Origin of the sequence: Pseudomonas sp. SJZ103, assembly GCF_007828335.1 — a bacterium.
GTDB lineage: Bacteria > Pseudomonadota > Gammaproteobacteria > Pseudomonadales > Pseudomonadaceae > Aquipseudomonas.
In genome coordinates this window covers 347,764-364,666 of the sequence record NZ_VIUN01000005.1, presented here as the reverse complement: position 1 = coordinate 364,666, position 16,903 = coordinate 347,764, and the positions used below count along the sequence as shown (strand labels likewise).

General features: G+C 59.1%; 12 protein-coding genes. 9 read left to right on the top strand and 3 right to left on the bottom strand.

From position 1 onward, the window contains the following. Positions 1–452 precede the first annotated feature (452 nt). The 9 genes from FBY10_RS14825 (at position 453) to FBY10_RS14785 (ending at position 13,141) form a co-directional block, all read left to right on the top strand. The gene (locus FBY10_RS14825; protein ID WP_131699415.1) at positions 453–1,856 is read left to right on the top strand and encodes a polynucleotide adenylyltransferase PcnB; all 1,404 of its coding nucleotides are present in this window, start codon (positions 453–455) and stop codon (positions 1,854–1,856) included. A gap of 2 nt (positions 1,857–1,858) precedes the next feature. Then, positions 1,859–2,356, top strand: a complete 498-nt coding sequence (gene folK / locus FBY10_RS14820; RefSeq protein ID WP_131699414.1) for a 2-amino-4-hydroxy-6-hydroxymethyldihydropteridine diphosphokinase — start codon at positions 1,859–1,861, stop codon at positions 2,354–2,356. 214 nt (positions 2,357–2,570) lie between these two features. Continuing rightward, positions 2,571–3,371 carry a 3-methyl-2-oxobutanoate hydroxymethyltransferase gene (gene panB, locus FBY10_RS14815; RefSeq protein WP_145336547.1) on the top strand — a complete coding sequence of 267 codons (801 nt, stop codon included), beginning with the start codon at positions 2,571–2,573 and terminating at the stop codon, positions 3,369–3,371. After that, positions 3,368–4,228 (top strand): pantoate--beta-alanine ligase, encoded by an 861-nt coding sequence (panC, locus tag FBY10_RS14810; protein WP_145336549.1) that lies wholly within the window; start codon positions 3,368–3,370, stop codon positions 4,226–4,228. The genes panB and panC overlap by 4 nt, the downstream gene beginning before the upstream one ends. 214 nt (positions 4,229–4,442) lie before the next feature. Next, positions 4,443–6,107, top strand: coding sequence for a glucose-6-phosphate isomerase (pgi, locus tag FBY10_RS14805; RefSeq protein WP_090399768.1), 1,665 nt, complete (start codon positions 4,443–4,445; stop codon positions 6,105–6,107). A 105-nt stretch (positions 6,108–6,212) separates the two neighbouring features. Further along, positions 6,213–8,150 (top strand): acetate--CoA ligase, encoded by a 1,938-nt coding sequence (acs, locus tag FBY10_RS14800; RefSeq protein ID WP_145336551.1) that lies wholly within the window; start codon positions 6,213–6,215, stop codon positions 8,148–8,150. 16 nt (positions 8,151–8,166) lie between these two features. Beyond that, positions 8,167–9,036, top strand: a complete 870-nt coding sequence (locus FBY10_RS14795; RefSeq protein ID WP_145336553.1) for an oxygenase MpaB family protein — start codon at positions 8,167–8,169, stop codon at positions 9,034–9,036. Between the two features lie 67 nt (positions 9,037–9,103). Next, on the top strand, positions 9,104–10,120 hold the full coding sequence (locus tag FBY10_RS14790) for a class I SAM-dependent rRNA methyltransferase (RefSeq protein ID WP_131699409.1): 1,017 nt from the start codon (positions 9,104–9,106) through the stop codon (positions 10,118–10,120). 87 nt (positions 10,121–10,207) lie between these two features. Next, on the top strand, positions 10,208–13,141 hold the full coding sequence (locus FBY10_RS14785) for a DUF748 domain-containing protein (RefSeq protein WP_131699408.1): 2,934 nt from the start codon (positions 10,208–10,210) through the stop codon (positions 13,139–13,141). Between the two features lie 181 nt (positions 13,142–13,322). Here the strand turns inward: FBY10_RS14785 and FBY10_RS14780 are convergent, their stop codons facing one another. The 3 genes from FBY10_RS14780 to rpsO form a co-directional block, all read right to left on the bottom strand. Continuing rightward, positions 13,323–13,943, bottom strand: a complete 621-nt coding sequence (locus tag FBY10_RS14780; RefSeq protein ID WP_131699407.1) for a BON domain-containing protein — start codon at positions 13,941–13,943, stop codon at positions 13,323–13,325. A gap of 295 nt (positions 13,944–14,238) precedes the next feature. Further along, positions 14,239–16,344 (bottom strand): polyribonucleotide nucleotidyltransferase, encoded by a 2,106-nt coding sequence (pnp, locus tag FBY10_RS14775; protein ID WP_027605371.1) that lies wholly within the window; start codon positions 16,342–16,344, stop codon positions 14,239–14,241. Between the two features lie 195 nt (positions 16,345–16,539). Continuing rightward, positions 16,540–16,809, bottom strand: coding sequence for a 30S ribosomal protein S15 (gene rpsO / locus FBY10_RS14770; RefSeq protein ID WP_003176135.1), 270 nt, complete (start codon positions 16,807–16,809; stop codon positions 16,540–16,542). Between the last annotated feature and the right edge of the window lie 94 nt (positions 16,810–16,903).

The window sequence follows — 16,903 nt, the reverse complement described above, 5'->3', positions numbered from 1 at the left end:
TCACGCATAACAAAAACAACACGGCGGAGGCGCAGCTAACTGATTCTTTTGGAGAGGCGTTGCATTTGGGGCTTGCCCCGCAACCAGGCCGAGAACAACAAAAACTGCCCTAAGGCAGAGCCTGAACTGGTTGGATCGTAGATCAGCAACACAGCGACCAAAGCAATCCGTTTGCTCTTAACTCCCGATTGGGAGTGTCATGAAGGTGAAGCTTCATGGCGAGGGCGATCAACAAAAACAAGAAGCCCGAAACCAATAATAAAAATAGAGCATGCAACTACTTCTGGGGGAGCTTCGGCTCCCCTTGTAGTTTCCAGGATTTGACGATTTAAGGCTTATGGTGCAACGCCGAAGCTTGTTCCTACACCATCCCCTGACTAAATGCTAGAATCCCCGCCCATCATGCGGTCATTCTTCGTTATGGCCGAACATTCCTTCAAACAGTGCATCCCATGCTGAAGAAGTTGTTCCAGTCATTCCGTTCTCCCTTGCGTCGTACGCAACACAAACGCAGCACGCCTGAAGTGCTCAACAGCAGCCAGCATTCGTTGCAGCGCGCTCAATTCAGCCGTTATGCGGTGAATATCGTCGAACGGTTGCAGAACGCCGGTTACCAGGCCTACCTGGTAGGTGGTTGTGTACGCGACATGCTGCTCAATATCACGCCCAAGGATTTCGACGTCGCCACCAGCGCCACGCCTGAGCAAGTGCGTGCCGAGTTTCGCAATGCGCGAATCATCGGCCGCCGCTTCAAGCTGGTGCACATCCACTTTGGTCGCGAAATCATCGAGGTCGCGACCTTCCGTGCCGGCCATCCGCAAAACGATGAAGAGGAAGACACCAATCAGTCTTCCCGCAACGAGAGCGGGCGCATCCTGCGCGACAACGTCTACGGCACCCTGGAAGAGGACGCGCAGCGCCGCGACTTCACCATCAATGCCCTCTATTACGATCCGGTCAGCGAACGCATCCTCGATTACGCCAATGGCGTACACGACATCCGCAATAACCTGATCCGCCTGATCGGCGACCCGACGCAGCGCTATCAGGAAGATCCGGTGCGCATGCTGCGAGCCGTGCGCTTCGCCGCCAAGCTCAACTTCGGTATCGAGAAACACACCGCCGCACCGATACGCGAGCTGGCACCGATGCTGCGGGAAATCCCATCCGCGCGTCTGTTCGAAGAAGTGCTCAAGCTGTTCCTCTCGGGCTACGCCGCCGACACGTTCGAAATGCTGGTCGACCTGCAGTTGTTCGACCCACTGTTCCCGGCCAGTGCCGAAGCACTGGAACACAACCCAACCTATACCCACACGTTGATCAGCGAAGCGCTGATCAACACCGACCTGCGCATCAAGCAGAACAAACCGGTAACACCGGCATTCCTGTTTGCCGCCCTGTTGTGGCCGGCCCTGCCCAAACGCGTACTGCGCCTGCAGGACCGTGGCATGCCGCCTATCCCGGCCATGCAGGAAGCCGCTCACGAGCTGATCGCCGAACAGTGCCAGCGCATCGCTATCCCGAAACGTTTCACCCTGCCGATCCGCGAGATCTGGGACATGCAGGAACGCCTGCCCCGCCGCAGCGGCAAGCGCGCCGACCTGCTGCTGGACAACCCACGCTTCCGCGCCGGTTACGACTTCCTGCTGCTGCGCGAAAGCGCCGGTGAGCAGACCGACGGCCTGGGCGAATGGTGGACCGACTATCAGGATGCCAATGACAGCCAACGCCGCGACATGATTCGCGACCTCGGCAGCAAGGGTGACGGCGAAGGGGCTGGTCCGAAAAAGCGTCGTCGCAGCGGCACCAAGCGCAAACGCAGTGCGGCGGATGCCTCTGGCGCTGCGGGCGAATAAACGTGGAACGCATCTACATCGGCATGGGGAGCAACCTGGCGGCCCCGGACCAGCAATTGCGCAGCGCTATCGAAGCGCTGGCGCAATTGCCAGACACCTGCGTTGCGGGTGTGTCCGCCTTTTACCAAAGTGATTCCCTGCTCCCGGGCCAACCGCGCTACACCAATGCGGTTGCCGCCCTGGACAGCAGCCTTGCGCCACTTGAGTTGCTGGATGCGCTGCAAGCCATCGAAAACGACCAAGGCCGCGAGCGCCTGGAACGTTGGGGCCCTCGCACCCTTGACCTGGACATTCTGCTGTTTGGCGATCGCCTGATCGACGAGCCGCGCCTGAAGGTGCCTCACTACCAGATGCACCTGCGTGCGTTTGTGTTGTATCCACTGGCCGAGCTGGCGCCTGCCGCATTGCAGTTGCCGGATGGCAAACGCCTCAGCGCCCTGCTTGAAGCCTGCCCGTTTGTCGGCCTGGAACGGCTCCCTGTTGCTGAATCGCGTCAGTAACAGCGGTAACACCGCCATCGTAACAATGCGGTAACACATCCAATTGACTTCCCGTGTCCTCCTCACGACTATAGGCGTCCCGCTGCCGCCAACCCGGCGCTGAAGGGCGCAATCCAGGCCTTATAAGCACTGCTCTCAAGACAGTGCGCCTGAATAAACGAAGACTCACGCGCGTAACTCGCTGTTTCCAAGCGCCTGAACGAGGACCCTTTTCATGCCAGACATTACCCTGACCACCTTGCAGAGCCTCAAGCTCAAAGGTGAAAAAATCACCATGCTGACCTGCTATGACGCCACCTTCGCCCACGCCAGTTGCCAGGCCGGGGTTGAAGTGTTGCTGGTGGGCGATTCACTGGGCATGGTCCTTCAAGGGAATGACAGCACCCTGCCCGTCACCACCGATGAACTGGCCTACCACACCGCCAGCGTCAAGCGCGGCAACGACGGCGCATTTATCATCGCCGACCTGCCTTTCATGGATTACGCCACCGTCGAGCAGACCTTCCTGAACGCCGGCAAACTGATGCGTGCCGGTGCGCACATGGTCAAAGTCGAGGGCGCCGTATGGCTCGCCGAGTCGATTCGCCTGCTGGCTGAACGCGGCGTGCCAGTCTGTGCGCATATGGGCCTTACGCCACAGTCCGTGAACATCCTCGGCGGCTACAAGGTACAAGGCCGCAACGAAGCCCAGGCGCGCCAGATGCGTGCCGATGCCATCGCCCTGGAACAGGCGGGCGTTGCGATGATCCTGCTCGAATGCGTGCCCAGCGAACTCGCAGCAGAAATCACCCAGGCTGTTAAGGTGCCGGTGATCGGCATTGGCGCAGGCTCGGCCACCGACGGCCAGGTGCTGGTACTGCACGACATGCTCGGCCTGTCGATTACCGGCCGCGTGCCAAAGTTCGTGAAGAACTTCATGACTGGGCAGGACAGCATCCACGCCGCATTGAGTGCCTACGTCGCCGAAGTCAAAGGCGTGACCTTCCCAGGCGCCGAACACGGATTCTCTGCATGAACACCGTAAAAACCGTACGCGAACTCAGAGCCGCCGTCGCCCACGCCCGCAAAGCAGGCAAACGCATCGGCTTCGTGCCCACCATGGGCAATCTGCACAGCGGCCATGCCAGCCTGGTCAGCAAGGCTGTGCAACAGGCGGACTTTGTCGTTGCGAGTATTTTCGTCAACCCGCTGCAATTTGGCGCCGGCGAAGACCTGGACAAGTACCCTCGCACCTTGGCCGCCGACCAGGAAAAGCTCTTGCAGGCCGGCTGCAACCTGCTGTTCGCGCCGACCGTCGAGGAGATGTACCCCGGCGGCATGACCGGCCAGACCCGCGTCAGCGTCCCGCAGTTGTCCGAAGGTTTGTGCGGCGCCAGCCGTCCCGGGCATTTCGAAGGTGTGGCGACGGTGGTCAGCAAATTGTTCAACATGGTCCAGCCGGACATGGCTGTATTTGGCCAGAAGGACTACCAGCAACTGGCCGTGATTCGCGCCATGGTCCATGACCTGAACATGCCGATCCAGATCATTGGCGAGCCCACCGTGCGCGCCGATGATGGCCTGGCATTGTCCTCGCGTAACGGTTTTCTCAGCGAAGAAGAACGTGCGATCGCACCGGTGCTGTACCGCAGCCTCAGCCAGATTGCCGCAGCCATCAAAAGCGGTGATCACGACTTCGCCAGACTGCGTGCCGAACAGGTGCAGCAGATAGAGGCGGCCGGGTTGCGCCTGGATTACCTCGAAGTGCGCCAGGGCGTGCACCTGCGGACCGCTACGGCGGAGGATCGGGATATCGTGATTCTGGTGGCAGCCTTTCTAGGCACGACCCGCCTGATCGACAACCTGCACCTGAACCTCGACTGCCCCCTCTGAACACCCCGCCGATTGCCCTGATCGCTGTGCCGGTATAAAAAAGTACCGGCCACAGCGCAGACAAAGCCAAGACATATCGACACGCTAGGTTTAATGTAATCGCCCTGCGCTATGGTTAGCGCTGTCTGGAACCCAATCCTTGAGATAAGACTGGATGTTCCGGGCTTTGAAGTGTCCTAAAGGCAGTCCCCGTAATAAAAGGAAACCCGCAGCGATGGCGTACTACCGCACCCCTCATGACGTTACCGCTCTGCCCGCCTGGCAAGCGCTCAATCAACATCGCCAAGCCATGCAGGATTTCAGCATGCGCGAAGCGTTCAATGCCGATCCCCAGCGCTTTTCCCAATTCACCTTGAGCAGCTGCGGACTTTTCCTCGATTACTCGAAAAACCTGATCACCAGCGAAACCCGCGACCTGCTGGTGGGCCTTGCCAAGGAAGTCAACCTTAAAGGCGCGATCGACGCACTGTACGCCGGCGAACCGGTCAACTCTTCCGAAGGCCGCCCTGCCCTGCACACCGCTCTGCGCCGCCCTGTGGGCGACAAGCTGTCGGTCAACGGCGTGAACATCATGCCGGACGTGCATAAAGTGCTGAACCAGATCACCGATCTGGTCGGCCGCATCCACGACGGCCTGTGGCGTGGCTACACCGAGAAGCCGATCACCGACGTGGTGAACATCGGCATCGGTGGCTCGTTCCTCGGCCCGGAGCTGGTCTCTGAAGCGCTGCTGTCCTACGCCCATAAAGGCGTGCGCTGCCACTACCTGGCGAATATCGATGGCAGTGAGTTCCACGAACTGACCATGAAGCTGCGCGCCGAGACCACGCTGTTTATCGTCTCGTCGAAATCCTTCAACACCCTGGAAACCCTGAAAAACGCCCAGGCCGCCCGCGCCTGGTACCTGGCCCAGGGTGGCTCGGAAGCCGAGCTGTACCGCCACTTTATCGCCGTGTCGAGCAACAACGCGGCAGCCGTGGCCTTCGGTATCCGCGAAGAAAACATTTTCCCGATGTGGGACTGGGTAGGTGGCCGTTATTCGTTGTGGTCGGCCATCGGCCTGCCAATCGCCCTGGCCATCGGCATGTCCAACTTCAAGGAACTGCTGTCCGGTGCCTACACCATGGACCAGCATTTCCAGAACGCGCCGTTCGAACAGAACATGCCGGTGCTGCTGGGCCTGCTGGGCGTGTGGTACGGCAACTTCTGGGGTGCGCAGAGCCATGCGATCCTGCCGTACGACCACTACCTGCGTAACATCACCAAGCACTTGCAGCAGCTGGACATGGAATCCAACGGCAAAAGCGTGCGCCAGGACGGCAAACCGGTGTCCACCGACACCGGCCCAGTGATCTGGGGTGGCGTCGGCTGCAACGGCCAACATGCTTATCACCAGTTGCTGCACCAAGGTACCCAACTGATCCCGGCCGACTTCATCGTGCCGATCGTCAGCTTCAACCCGGTGTCCGACCACCATCAATGGCTGTACGCCAACTGCCTGTCCCAAAGCCAGGCACTGATGCTCGGCAAGACCCGCAGCGAAGCCGAAGCCGAGCTGCGCGACAAGGGCATCCCGGAAGACGAAGTGCAGAAGCTGGCACCGCACAAGGTGATCCCGGGCAACCGTCCGAGCAACACCCTGGTGGTTGAACGCATCAGCCCGCGTCGCTTGGGCGCCCTGGTTGCCATGTATGAACATAAAGTGTTCGTGCAAAGCGTGATCTGGGGCATCAACGCCTTCGACCAATGGGGCGTGGAACTGGGCAAGGAGCTGGGCAAGGGCGTTTACAATCGCCTCACCGGCGCCGAAGAAACCTTGGCCGAAGACGCTTCGACCCAAGGCCTGATCAATTACTTCCGCGGTCGTCACCGCGGCTGATGCAGGTACCGCAAGGCCAACGTCCGTTTGGACGTTGGCCTTGAACCCTCTCCATACAGGGTGCATCTTTATGACTTGTCGCAAAAACAAGAATAAGGATCGCTCATGTTCGATATCAGCACGTTTCCCACCGCCGATGCCGTCCGCCGGGCTGCGCAACTCAGTCAAGAGGACTACCAGCGCCTCTATCGCCAATCCGTCGAGCAGCCGGACACATTCTGGGCCGAACAGGCCAAGGGCTTTCTCGACTGGATAACACCGTGGCACACCGTCCAGCAGTCAGACATCAAGACCGGTACCGCCCAATGGTTTGCCGGTGGCCAGTTAAACGTCAGCTACAACTGCATCGACCGTCACCTGGCGCAACGCGCCGATCAGCCGGCCTTCATCTGGGAAGGTGATGATCCTGCAAAATCTTCCAAAATCACCTACCGCCAACTGCACCAACACGTCTGCCGCCTGGCCAATGTGCTGAAAAGCCGCGGTGTGAAAAAAGGCGACCGGGTGTGTATCTACATGCCGATGATCCCGGAAGCAGCCTACGCCATGCTGGCTTGCACACGGATTGGCGCTGTGCACTCGGTGGTATTTGGCGGGTTCTCACCGGACGCCCTGCGCGACCGCATTCTGGACGCCGACTGCCGCACCGTGATCACTGCCGATGAAGGCGTGCGCGGTGGTAAGCCGGTGGCGTTGAAACAGAATGTCGACAAGGCCCTGGCCAGTTGTCCCAACGTCAGCACGGTGCTGGTCGTACAACGCACCGGCGCCCAAGTGAACTGGAGCGAAGGCCGCGACCTCAAGTATCAACAAGCCCTGGATGCGGCGAGCGAGGATTGCCCTCCCGCACCGATGGACGCCGAAGACCCGCTGTTTATCCTCTACACCTCCGGCAGCACCGGTAAACCCAAGGGCGTGCTGCACACCACGGGCGGCTACCTGCTCCAGGCGGCAATGACCTTCAAGTACGTACTCGATTACCGCGACGGTGAGGTGTTCTGGTGCACCGCCGATGTGGGTTGGGTCACCGGTCATAGTTACATCGTGTACGGGCCGCTGGCCAATGGCGCCACCTCGCTGATGTTCGAAGGTGTGCCGAGCTACCCGGACAGTTCACGCTTCTGGCAGGTCATCGATAAACATCAGGTGAATATCTTCTATACCGCCCCCACCGCCTTGCGTGCATTGATGCGCGAGGGCCACGGCCCGCTGGAGACGACTTCCCGCGCCAGCCTGCGCCTGCTGGGCAGCGTCGGTGAGCCGATCAACCCGGAAGCCTGGGACTGGTACTTCAACGCGGTGGGCGAACAGCGTTGCCCTATAGTCGATACCTGGTGGCAGACCGAGACCGGCGGCATCATGCTCAGCCCGCTGGTCAGCGCCCAGCGCATCAAACCAGGTTGCGCCACCCAGCCGATGTTTGGCGTACAGCCCGTGCTGTTGGATGAACAAGGCAAGGTCATCAGTGGTGCCGGCAGCGGCGTACTGGCGATCAAGGCCAGTTGGCCGGGGCAGATTCGCAGCGTCTACGGCGATCCGCAGCGTATGGTCGACACCTATTTCAAACCCTACCCCGGCTACTATTTCACCGGTGACGGCGCGCGTCGCGATGAGGACGGCGACTACTGGATTACCGGGCGTATCGACGATGTGATCAACGTGTCCGGCCACCGTATCGGCACCGCCGAGGTAGAAAGTGCGCTGGTACTGCATGACCAGGTGGCCGAGGCCGCCGTGGTGGGTTACCCCCACGACGTCAAGGGCCAGGGCATCTATGCCTTCGTCACCCCCATGAATGGCGTCGAACCCAGCGATGCGCTGAAAAAACACCTGCTGGAACTGGTCAGCAAGGAAATAGGCAGCTTTGCCAAGCCCGAATTGATCCAATGGGCACCGGCCTTGCCGAAAACCCGATCCGGTAAGATCATGCGCCGGATTTTGCGCAAGATCGCTTGCAATGAACTGGATAGCCTGGGTGATACCTCGACCCTGGCCGACCCCAGCGTCGTCGACGGCCTGATCGACAAACGCCTGAACCGATAGGAAAACCCGAGTCGCCATGGAATTTATCCGCAGCCGTATAGAAACCCAGTTGATGAGCCTCACCGGCTTGTCACTGGGCCAACTGGACCTGGAAAACCCCAAGGGCGATCCAGGCCTGTTCGGGCCGGACTCGGTCAGCTGGCAAGTCCATGGCGACTTCAGCAGCATGCTCATCGGCGGCATCAGCGCTTTGATGCTGCAAGCCTTGCACCCATTGGCCCTGGCTGGCGTGTGGGACCATTCGAATTTTCGCCAGGACATGCTTGGGCGTTTGCGGCGGACCTCACAGTTCATTTCCGGCACCACGTTCGGCTCGCGCAAAGACGCCGACTGGCTGATCGAAAAAGTGCGCACCATTCACCTGCAGGTGGTTGGCCATGCCCCGGACGGGAGGCCTTACGCGGCCAGCGATCCAGAGCTGCTGACCTGGGTGCATGTGGCGGAGGTGAGCAATTTTCTTGCTGCCCACTTGCGCTATCGCAACCCGCACCTCTCTGGCCGTGATCAGGACCGTTACTACAGCGAGATCGCCGTCGTCGCAGAACGGCTGGGCGCGCAGCATGTGCCGCATTCACGGCAGGAAATTTCCGATTACCTTGAGAATATCCGCCCGCAATTGCTGTGCGACGAGCGCAGCCGCGAAGTGCTGCGCCTGTTGCTGAACGCTCCCTCCCCCAGCACGCTGGCCAAGCCATTTGGCGCCTTGATGATGCAAGCCGGGATCGACCTGCTGCCGGACTGGGCCGGCACCCTGCTCGATCAGCACCAGAGCCCGCTGCAACGCCAGATGATCCGCGCCGGGGTCAAGCGCAGCGCGCCGTTGTTGCGCTGGGCGATGCGCAATGGTTCGGTGCAGCGTGCACACCGGCGGATGGGGTTGATGTAGGCAACGCGCCATAGCTGTTAAACTCCGCGCCTTTATTTTCCCCATTTACCTAAGCAAGGCGCGCTCCATGTTTCCCTTGAATCAGGCGCTGCGCGCCGCCCTCGATCATCGCCAAGACCTGATCAACGAGCTGCACGCCCAGGGCACCGACTGCTATCGGCTGTTCCATGGCAGCCAGGAAGGCGCCGGCGGCCTGACCATCGACCGCTATGGCCCACAGTTACTGGTGCAAAGCTTCCATCAGTCGCTGGAGACCGCCGACCTGCTGGACCTGCACCAAGTGATCAACCAGTACATGGGCCTCGAGTTGCTGCTGGTATACAACGACCGCTCCCGCGGCAACTCGCGTGTCGATCGCGAAGATTCGGTATACCGCGCAGAACCTGCCGCGCTGGAAGACCTGGTGGGCCACGAATGGGGCCTCAATTACCGTGTACGTGGTCGCCACGCTGGCCAGGACCCGCTGCTGTTCCTTGACCTGCGCAATACGCGCGGATGGGTCAAAGACCACAGCGCCGGCAAAAGCGTATTGAACCTGTTTGCCTACACCTGTGGGGTGGGCCTGAGCGCCGCTGCCGGTGGTGCGCGCGAGGTATGCAACCTGGACTTCGCCGAGGGCAACCTGGCGGTGGGACGTGAAAACGGTCGACTCAATCCACAGCTTCCCACCATGGAGTTCGTGCAATCGGATTACTTCCCGGCGATTCGCCAACTGGCCGGGCTGCCGATCACCCAACGTCGCGGGCAGAAACTGCCGAGCTACCCGCGCCTGGAGCAGCGTCAATATGACCTGGTGTTGCTCGACCCGCCTGCCTGGGCCAAGAGTGCCTTCGGTACGGTCGACCTGCTGCGTGACTACCAGAGCCTGCTCAAGCCTGCACTGCTCGCTACAGCCGACAATGGTGTGCTGATCTGCTGCAACAACCTGGCAAAAGTCAGCCTGGAGGATTGGCGTGAACAGGTTTTGCGTTGTGCGCAAAAGGCTGGGCGTCCGGTGCGGGACTGGAAAATCATGACGCCAGGCGCGGACTTTCCCTCACAGGACCACCAGCCACCGCTGAAGACTCTGATACTTCAACTGTAAGAAGCATCCTAAAGGCCCAGTTCTTCGGAACCGAAAACCCGTGCCATACTCCAAGGCACTCCTGTTTGACATAGATGGCGCCGCCCCATGCCCAAAGGATTGATTCGCGCCGCTGGCGCCTTGTTGACTGCCCTCGCGTTGTACAGCTTGCTGGGCTTTCTGATTTTGCCTGGCATCGCCCTTCGCATTGCCAACCAACAGTTGGCCAATTACGCCACAGTGCCAGCGCGCATCGAACGGATCGAACTTAACCCGTTCAGCCTGGAAGTAACGGTGTGGGGCTTGAAGATCGGCGAGCCCGGTAAGGAACAGGTAGGTTTCGAACGGCTTTACGCCAACCTGCAGGTCGATAGCCTGTGGACCCGCGCCCTGCACCTGGCTGATGTGCAACTGGACAAGCCCAAGACCGAGTTGTTGTTCGACAAATCAGGCCAGCTGAATCTGGCGCAGTTGTTCAAGCTGCCACCGAGCGAGCCTACCCCTGCTAACCCCGACGCCAAACCGTTCCCGCTGCGCGTCGACAGCATCAAGCTGGCCGGCGGTTACGTGCATTTTCAAGACTTGCGCCCCAGCGAACCTATCGAATTCCTCTACGACACGCTCGACTTCGAGCTGAAGAACCTCAGCACCCTGCCGGAAGACAATGCGGACATGACCTTGGTGGCCGCTGGCCCTGAAGGTGGGCAGATCGACTGGAAAGGCAACTTCAGCCTGGTGCCGATCACCTCCGAAGGTACGCTGAAGGTCACCGGTGGCAAGATGAAAGCCTGGTGGCCTTACGTGCGTGACGCCTTACCCCTGGTGCTGGAAGACGGCGTGCTCAACTTCAGTACCGAGTACAGGTTCAGCCTGGCCAAAGAGACCGAGCTGAACCTGACCAACACCGCCGCCAGCATCGCACCGTTCGCTATCAAGGCCCCGGATGGCCGGCCGTTGGTGCGCTTGGAGCGCTTGGACGTCAGCGAGACCACGGTGGACCTGGCCAAACAGCAGGTGGTGGTCGGCAAGATCCGCAGCAATAAACTCGAGACCTGGGCGGCTCGCGAAGCGGATGGGCAACTGGACTGGCAAAAACTGTTCGCCAGCCAGCCGAGCAAACCGGCCAAGGCGCCGGAGCCTGCCACTGCACCAGCCACGGCCGACTCGCCAAAGTCTGCACCCGTCGCCCCAAGTAAGCCCTGGCAAGTGCTGCTCAAGGATGTACAACTGCGCAACTACCAAGTGCACTTGGCCGACCGTCAGGCCAAACCAGCGGTAGCGCTGGAGCTGGGCCCGTTGAACATCGACGTGCAGAACTTCGACAGCCTCAACCAGAGCCCCTTTACCCTGAAGGTCGACACCGGCCTGGGCAAGCAGGGCAAGATCCAGGCGACCGGCACGGTCAACCTCAACCCGGTCAGCGCCAGGTTGAAGGTCAATACCAGGGACATCGACCTGCGAGTCGCACAGTCCTATATCAGCCCGTTTATCCGTCTGGAACTGCGTAGTGGCATGCTTGGCAGCGACCTCGACGTGAACCTGAAAAGCACCGATCCCCTGGCGCTGCAGGTCACCGGCCGCGCGCAGGTCGACCAGTTGCACACCCTGGACACCCTCAAGACCCGCGATTTCCTCAAATGGCAGCGGCTGGTGCTGGAGGGTGTGAACTACCAACACGGCGACAGCCTGACGATCAACAAGGTCAACCTTCTGCAACCGTATGCGCGGTTCATGATCAACGATGATCGTACCACCAACGTCGACGACTTGCTGATCCCGCAGCCAACCGACAGTGGCGCCAAATCGTCAGCCAAACCTGCCCCGAGTAAAGACAAGCCGCTGGGTATCCATATCGGGCAGATTGCGATCAACGACGGTTCGGCCAACTTCGCCGACTTCAGCCTCACCCCCAACTTCGCCACTGCGATCCAACAGCTCAATGGGCAGATCGGCACCATCGACAGTCGCCAGGCCAAGCCGGCGAGCGTTGACATCAAGGGCAAGGTGGACCGTTATGCACCGGTCACCATCAAAGGCAGCGTGAACCCGTTTGACCCGATGGCGGCGTTGGACATCGCCACCAGCTTCAAACGTGTCGAGTTGACCACGCTGACGCCTTACTCGGGCAAGTTCGCCGGCTTCCGCATCCGCAAGGGCCGCCTCAACCTTGACCTGCACTACGTGATCACCAAGGGCCAGTTGAAGGCTGAGAACAAAGTGGTGGTCGAGCAATTGCAACTGGGCGAAAAAGTCGACAGCGCCGATGCCGTGGACTTGCCGATTCGTCTGGCAATCGCCTTGCTCAAGGACAGCGATGGCAAGATCTCCATCGAACTGCCCGTATCCGGCGACCTGAATAACCCGCAATTCAGCGTGATGCCAATTGTGTGGCAAACCCTGCGCAATCTGGTGGTACGAGCGGCCACTGCGCCGTTCAAGTTTATTGGCGGGTTGGTCACCGGAGGCGGAGCGGAGGACCTGGGCAGCGTGTCGTTCGCGGCGGGCTCCAGCGAGTTGAACAAAGACGCCGAAGGCGCCCTGAACACCTTGGCCAAGGCGCTGAAAGAACGCCCTACTCTACGCCTGGAAATCGAAGGCACGGCCGCAGCCAGCAGCGACGGCCCATTCCTGGCGGCCCAGCGGCTGGAACGGGAATACCAATACAACTACTACAAGATGCTGCAGCGCCGTGGCGAGAAAGTCCCGGCCCAGGCGTCCTTGCTGGAAGTCCCTGAGAGCGAAAAAGCACCCTTGCTCGAAGGTATTTACCGTACCCGCTTGAAACAGCAGCCTCCCGCAGAATGGAAGGACCTGAGCAGCAGTGAGCGCTCCGCCAAGTTGAAAGAGGGCGTCATCAGGTTCTGGAGTGGCAGTGACGTGCTGCTGCGCCAGTTGGGCCAGGACCGTGCAAGCACCATCAAGGACTACTTGGTAGATAAAGCGCAGCTGGAGGACGACCGGGTTTACTTCATTGACGCGCAACTGGGCCAGGCAGAGAAAGATGGTCGGGTGATAACGCAGATGCATCTGGACGCCGAGTAGGCGTCAACGCCAAGCCGCTACCGCACTGATTTCCCGCCCCAAATAGAACAGGCCCCGACACAGAAGTGCCGGGGCCTGTAATGACCACATCCGTGTGGTCGGTCGCATGAAAATTAGAGGTGCATTGAGTGGATATCTAACTCACTCGCCGCCGCCGCTAGTTCAGACGAGTTCTTGAGCGTTACTCTGCTTTCAGGCCATCGGCCGATACAGCTTTAACGCCTTTGATTTTCTTGGTGATGTTCACCGCGGTCGTTTTCTGTGCCTCGGTCACAGCGACCGAAGAGGACAGGGAAACTACACCCTTGTTGGTTTCGACTTTGATGTCGGTACCAGGAATGCCTTTCTCGGTTACCAGGTCAGCTTTGACTTTGGTGGTGATCCAGGTATCGGAGGTTGCGCCTTTGGCGTCAGCCGCTGCGCCTTTGGTTTTGTCGATGTTGTCTGCCTTGGTAGCGCCGCCAGCCAGCAGGCCGTCAGCAGAAACTGCGGTTACACCTTTGATTTTCTTGGTGATCGCTACGGCAGTTTCTTTCTGCGAGTCCGAAATGGCTGCGGTCGAAGACAGGGAAACCACACCTTTGTTGGTCTCAACCTTGATGTCCGACCCAGGAATGCCTTTTTCAGTCAGCAGATCGGATTTAACTTTGGTGGTGATCCAAGTATCCGAAACGCTTTCTTTTGCCTTGGTGGCCTCACCAGCCGCCAGGGTCATTGGAGCTTGGGAAGTCTGAGCAAAGGCCACGTTAGCACCCATGGCCAGGGTCAGAGCGGTGGCAGTAGCGAGAGCGAACTTCTTCATACGAGTAACTCCTGTTTTATTGAAAGTCTGCAGTGTGTGAACCTTGATGCTGCAGCGTTAACAGGGTTATTGCAGGCAGTGTGCCAAGTCTCGAACGCATATTAAATTCTTAAAAATCATGCACTTATAAAAATCTCCTAATTTCGGAATCGTGCAATTTGCATGAAGGCGATCGTGCCTGCGTGCAAGTTGCGGTTTCTTGGATTTACTAAGCGTCTGATTTTTCGACATTTTCCTTCAGGCATAAAAAAAGGACTCCGAAGAGTCCTCTTTTTCAGCGTGAAGCCTGGGGTAATTAAACGCCCGAAGCCTTGGCTGCTGCTACGTCCTTGATGGACAGCTTGATACGGCCGCGGTTGTCCACGTCCAATACCAGCACTTCCACTTCCTGGCCTTCTTTCAGAATGTCGGTCACTTTCTCAACGCGAGCGTCGCTCAGCATGGAGATGTGAACCAAACCGTCTTTGCCTGGCAGGATGTTGACGAATGCGCCGAAGTCGACGATGCGCTCAACCTTACCGACGTAGATCTTGCCGATCTCGGCTTCAGCGGTGATGCCCAGGACGCGCTGACGTGCAGCTTCTGCAGCTTCCTTGGTTTCGCCGAAGATCTTGATCGAGCCGTCGTCTTCGATGTCGATCGAAGCCTTGGTCTCTTCACAGATCGCACGAATGGTCGCGCCGCCTTTACCGATAACATCACGGATTTTGTCGGTGTCGATTTTCATCGCGATCATGGTCGGAGCATTTTCCGACAGTTCGGTACGGGACTGACCAATGATCTGGTTCATCTGACCGAGGATGTTCAGGCGCGCTTCCAGGGCTTGGCCCAGGGCGATTTCCATGATCTCTTCGGTGATGCCCTTGATCTTGATGTCCATCTGCAGCGCGGTAACACCTTTGGCGGTACCGGCTACTTTGAAGTCCATGTCGCCCAGGTGGTCTTCGTCACCCAGGATGTCGGTCAGGATGGCGAACTTCTCGCCTTCTTTAACCAGGCCCATGGCGATACCGGCCACCGGTGCCTTCATCGGCACACCAGCGTCCATCAGAGCCAGGGAAGCACCGCAGACCGAAGCCATGGAGCTGGAACCGTTGGACTCGGTGATTTCCGACACAACACGGATGGTGTACGGGAACACGTCAGCAGCAGGCAGCATGGCCTGGACCGAGCGACGGGCCAGACGGCCGTGACCGATTTCGCGACGACCAGCACCACCCATGCGACCACACTCGCCCACCGAGAACGGAGGGAAGTTGTAGTGCAGCATGAACGGGTCTTTTTTCTCGCCTTCCAGGGTATCCAGCAACTGTGCGTCACGGGCAGTACCCAGGGTGGCGACGACCAGGGCTTGGGTTTCGCCACGGGTGAACAGTGCCGAACCGTGAGTCTTCGGCAGAACGCCGACTTCGATGTTCAGCGGGCGTACGGTGCGAGTGTCGCGGCCGTCGATACGTGGCTTGCCGTTAACGATGTTTTCGCGAACGGTGCGGTATTCGATCTCACCGAAGGCTGCTTTGACTTCGCTGGAAGAAGGCTGGCCTTCTTCGCCGGACAGCTTGGCAACAACCTGATCCTTCAGCTCACCCAGGCGAGCGTAACGGTCGGCCTTGACGGTGATGGTGTAGGCGTCGGAGATCGCAGTGCCGAACTCGGAGCGGATAGCGCCCAGCAGTTCGGTGGCTTCGGCTTGCGGAGCCCAGGCCCAGGTAGGCTTGGCAGCTTCGGCAGCCAGTTCTTTAACAGCGTTGATCACAACCTGGAACTCGTCGTGAGCAAACAGTACGGCGCCCAGCATCTGGTCTTCGGTCAGCTCTTTGGCTTCCGATTCAACCATCAACACGGCTTCCGAAGTACCGGCAACGACCATGTCCAGGCTCGACGCTTTCAGTTGCTCGTAAGTCGGGTTCAGCAGGTAACCGGTGCTTTCGTGGAAAGCAACGCGGGCTGCGCCGATCGGGCCATCGAAAGGAATACCGGAGATGGCCAGGGCAGCCGAGGTACCGATCATCGCAGCGACGTCCGGATCGGTCTTCTTGCTGGTGGAAACGACGGTGCAGACAACCTGCACTTCGTTCATGAAGCCTTCTGGGAACAGCGGACGGATCGGACGGTCGATCAGTCGGGAAGTCAGGGTTTCTTTCTCGGAAGGACGACCTTCACGCTTGAAAAAACCGCCAGGGATCTTACCGGCAGCGTAAGTCTTTTCCTGGTAGTGGACAGAAAGAGGGAAGAAGCCTTTGCTTGGGTCGGCGTGCTTGGCGCCAACAACGGTCACCAACACGGTAACGTCGTCGTCAACGGTAACCAGCACTGCGCCGGAGGCTTGACGGGCGATACGGCCTGTCTCGAGGGTAACGGTCGACTGACCGAACTGGAATTTTTTGATAACCGGGTTCACGGTGTCCTACCTTCTTTGTGGCTCTTGGGGAACTTGTCTTCTTGCGAAATTCTTGGGCAATGTCGGGAATCGGCCCAACCCTTGTCCAGGGGTAAAACGTGTATCCAGATAAAACTTGAGGCTGGGAGCCTACCATGGGCCAGTGGGAATCCCACTGACACACGGCAGACAACCAACCTCTAGCGCAATCGCTGATTAGCGACGCAGACCCAGGCGACCGATCAGAGCCTGATAACGACCCAGATCCTTGCCTTTCAGGTAGTCCAGCAGCTTACGGCGCTGGTTTACCATGCGGATCAGACCACGACGGGAGTGGTGATCTTTACCGTTGGCCTTGAAGTGACCTTGCAGCTTGTTGATGTTGTGGGTCAGCAGTGCAACTTGCACTTCTGGCGAACCAGTGTCACCAACAGCTTGCTGATAGTCAGCTACGATTTGTGCTTTTTCTTGAACGTCGAGAGCCATGAGGCAATCCTTTTTTCAGGAAACCACCCAAAGGGCAGTCTCAACAGGCCAGGGACAAATCCCTGTATCTAAAAATGAGTGTTGACCGTGCCTG

Bases quoted from the DNA above. Each gene is read 5' to 3' on its own strand.
- FBY10_RS14825 (WP_131699415.1), top strand. From the start codon at position 453: ATGCTGAAGAAGTTGTTCCAGTCATTCCGTTCTCCCTTGCGTCGTACG.
- panB (WP_145336547.1), top strand. From the start codon at position 2,571: ATGCCAGACATTACCCTGACCACCTTGCAGAGCCTCAAGCTCAAAGGT.
- panC (WP_145336549.1), top strand. From the start codon at position 3,368: ATGAACACCGTAAAAACCGTACGCGAACTCAGAGCCGCCGTCGCCCAC.
- pgi (WP_090399768.1), top strand. From the start codon at position 4,443: ATGGCGTACTACCGCACCCCTCATGACGTTACCGCTCTGCCCGCCTGG.
- acs (WP_145336551.1), top strand. From the start codon at position 6,213: ATGTTCGATATCAGCACGTTTCCCACCGCCGATGCCGTCCGCCGGGCT.
- FBY10_RS14795 (WP_145336553.1), top strand. From the start codon at position 8,167: ATGGAATTTATCCGCAGCCGTATAGAAACCCAGTTGATGAGCCTCACC.
- FBY10_RS14790 (WP_131699409.1), top strand. From the start codon at position 9,104: ATGTTTCCCTTGAATCAGGCGCTGCGCGCCGCCCTCGATCATCGCCAA.
- FBY10_RS14785 (WP_131699408.1), top strand. From the start codon at position 10,208: ATGCCCAAAGGATTGATTCGCGCCGCTGGCGCCTTGTTGACTGCCCTC.
- FBY10_RS14780 (WP_131699407.1), bottom strand. From the start codon at position 13,943: ATGAAGAAGTTCGCTCTCGCTACTGCCACCGCTCTGACCCTGGCCATG.
- rpsO (WP_003176135.1), bottom strand. From the start codon at position 16,809: ATGGCTCTCGACGTTCAAGAAAAAGCACAAATCGTAGCTGACTATCAG.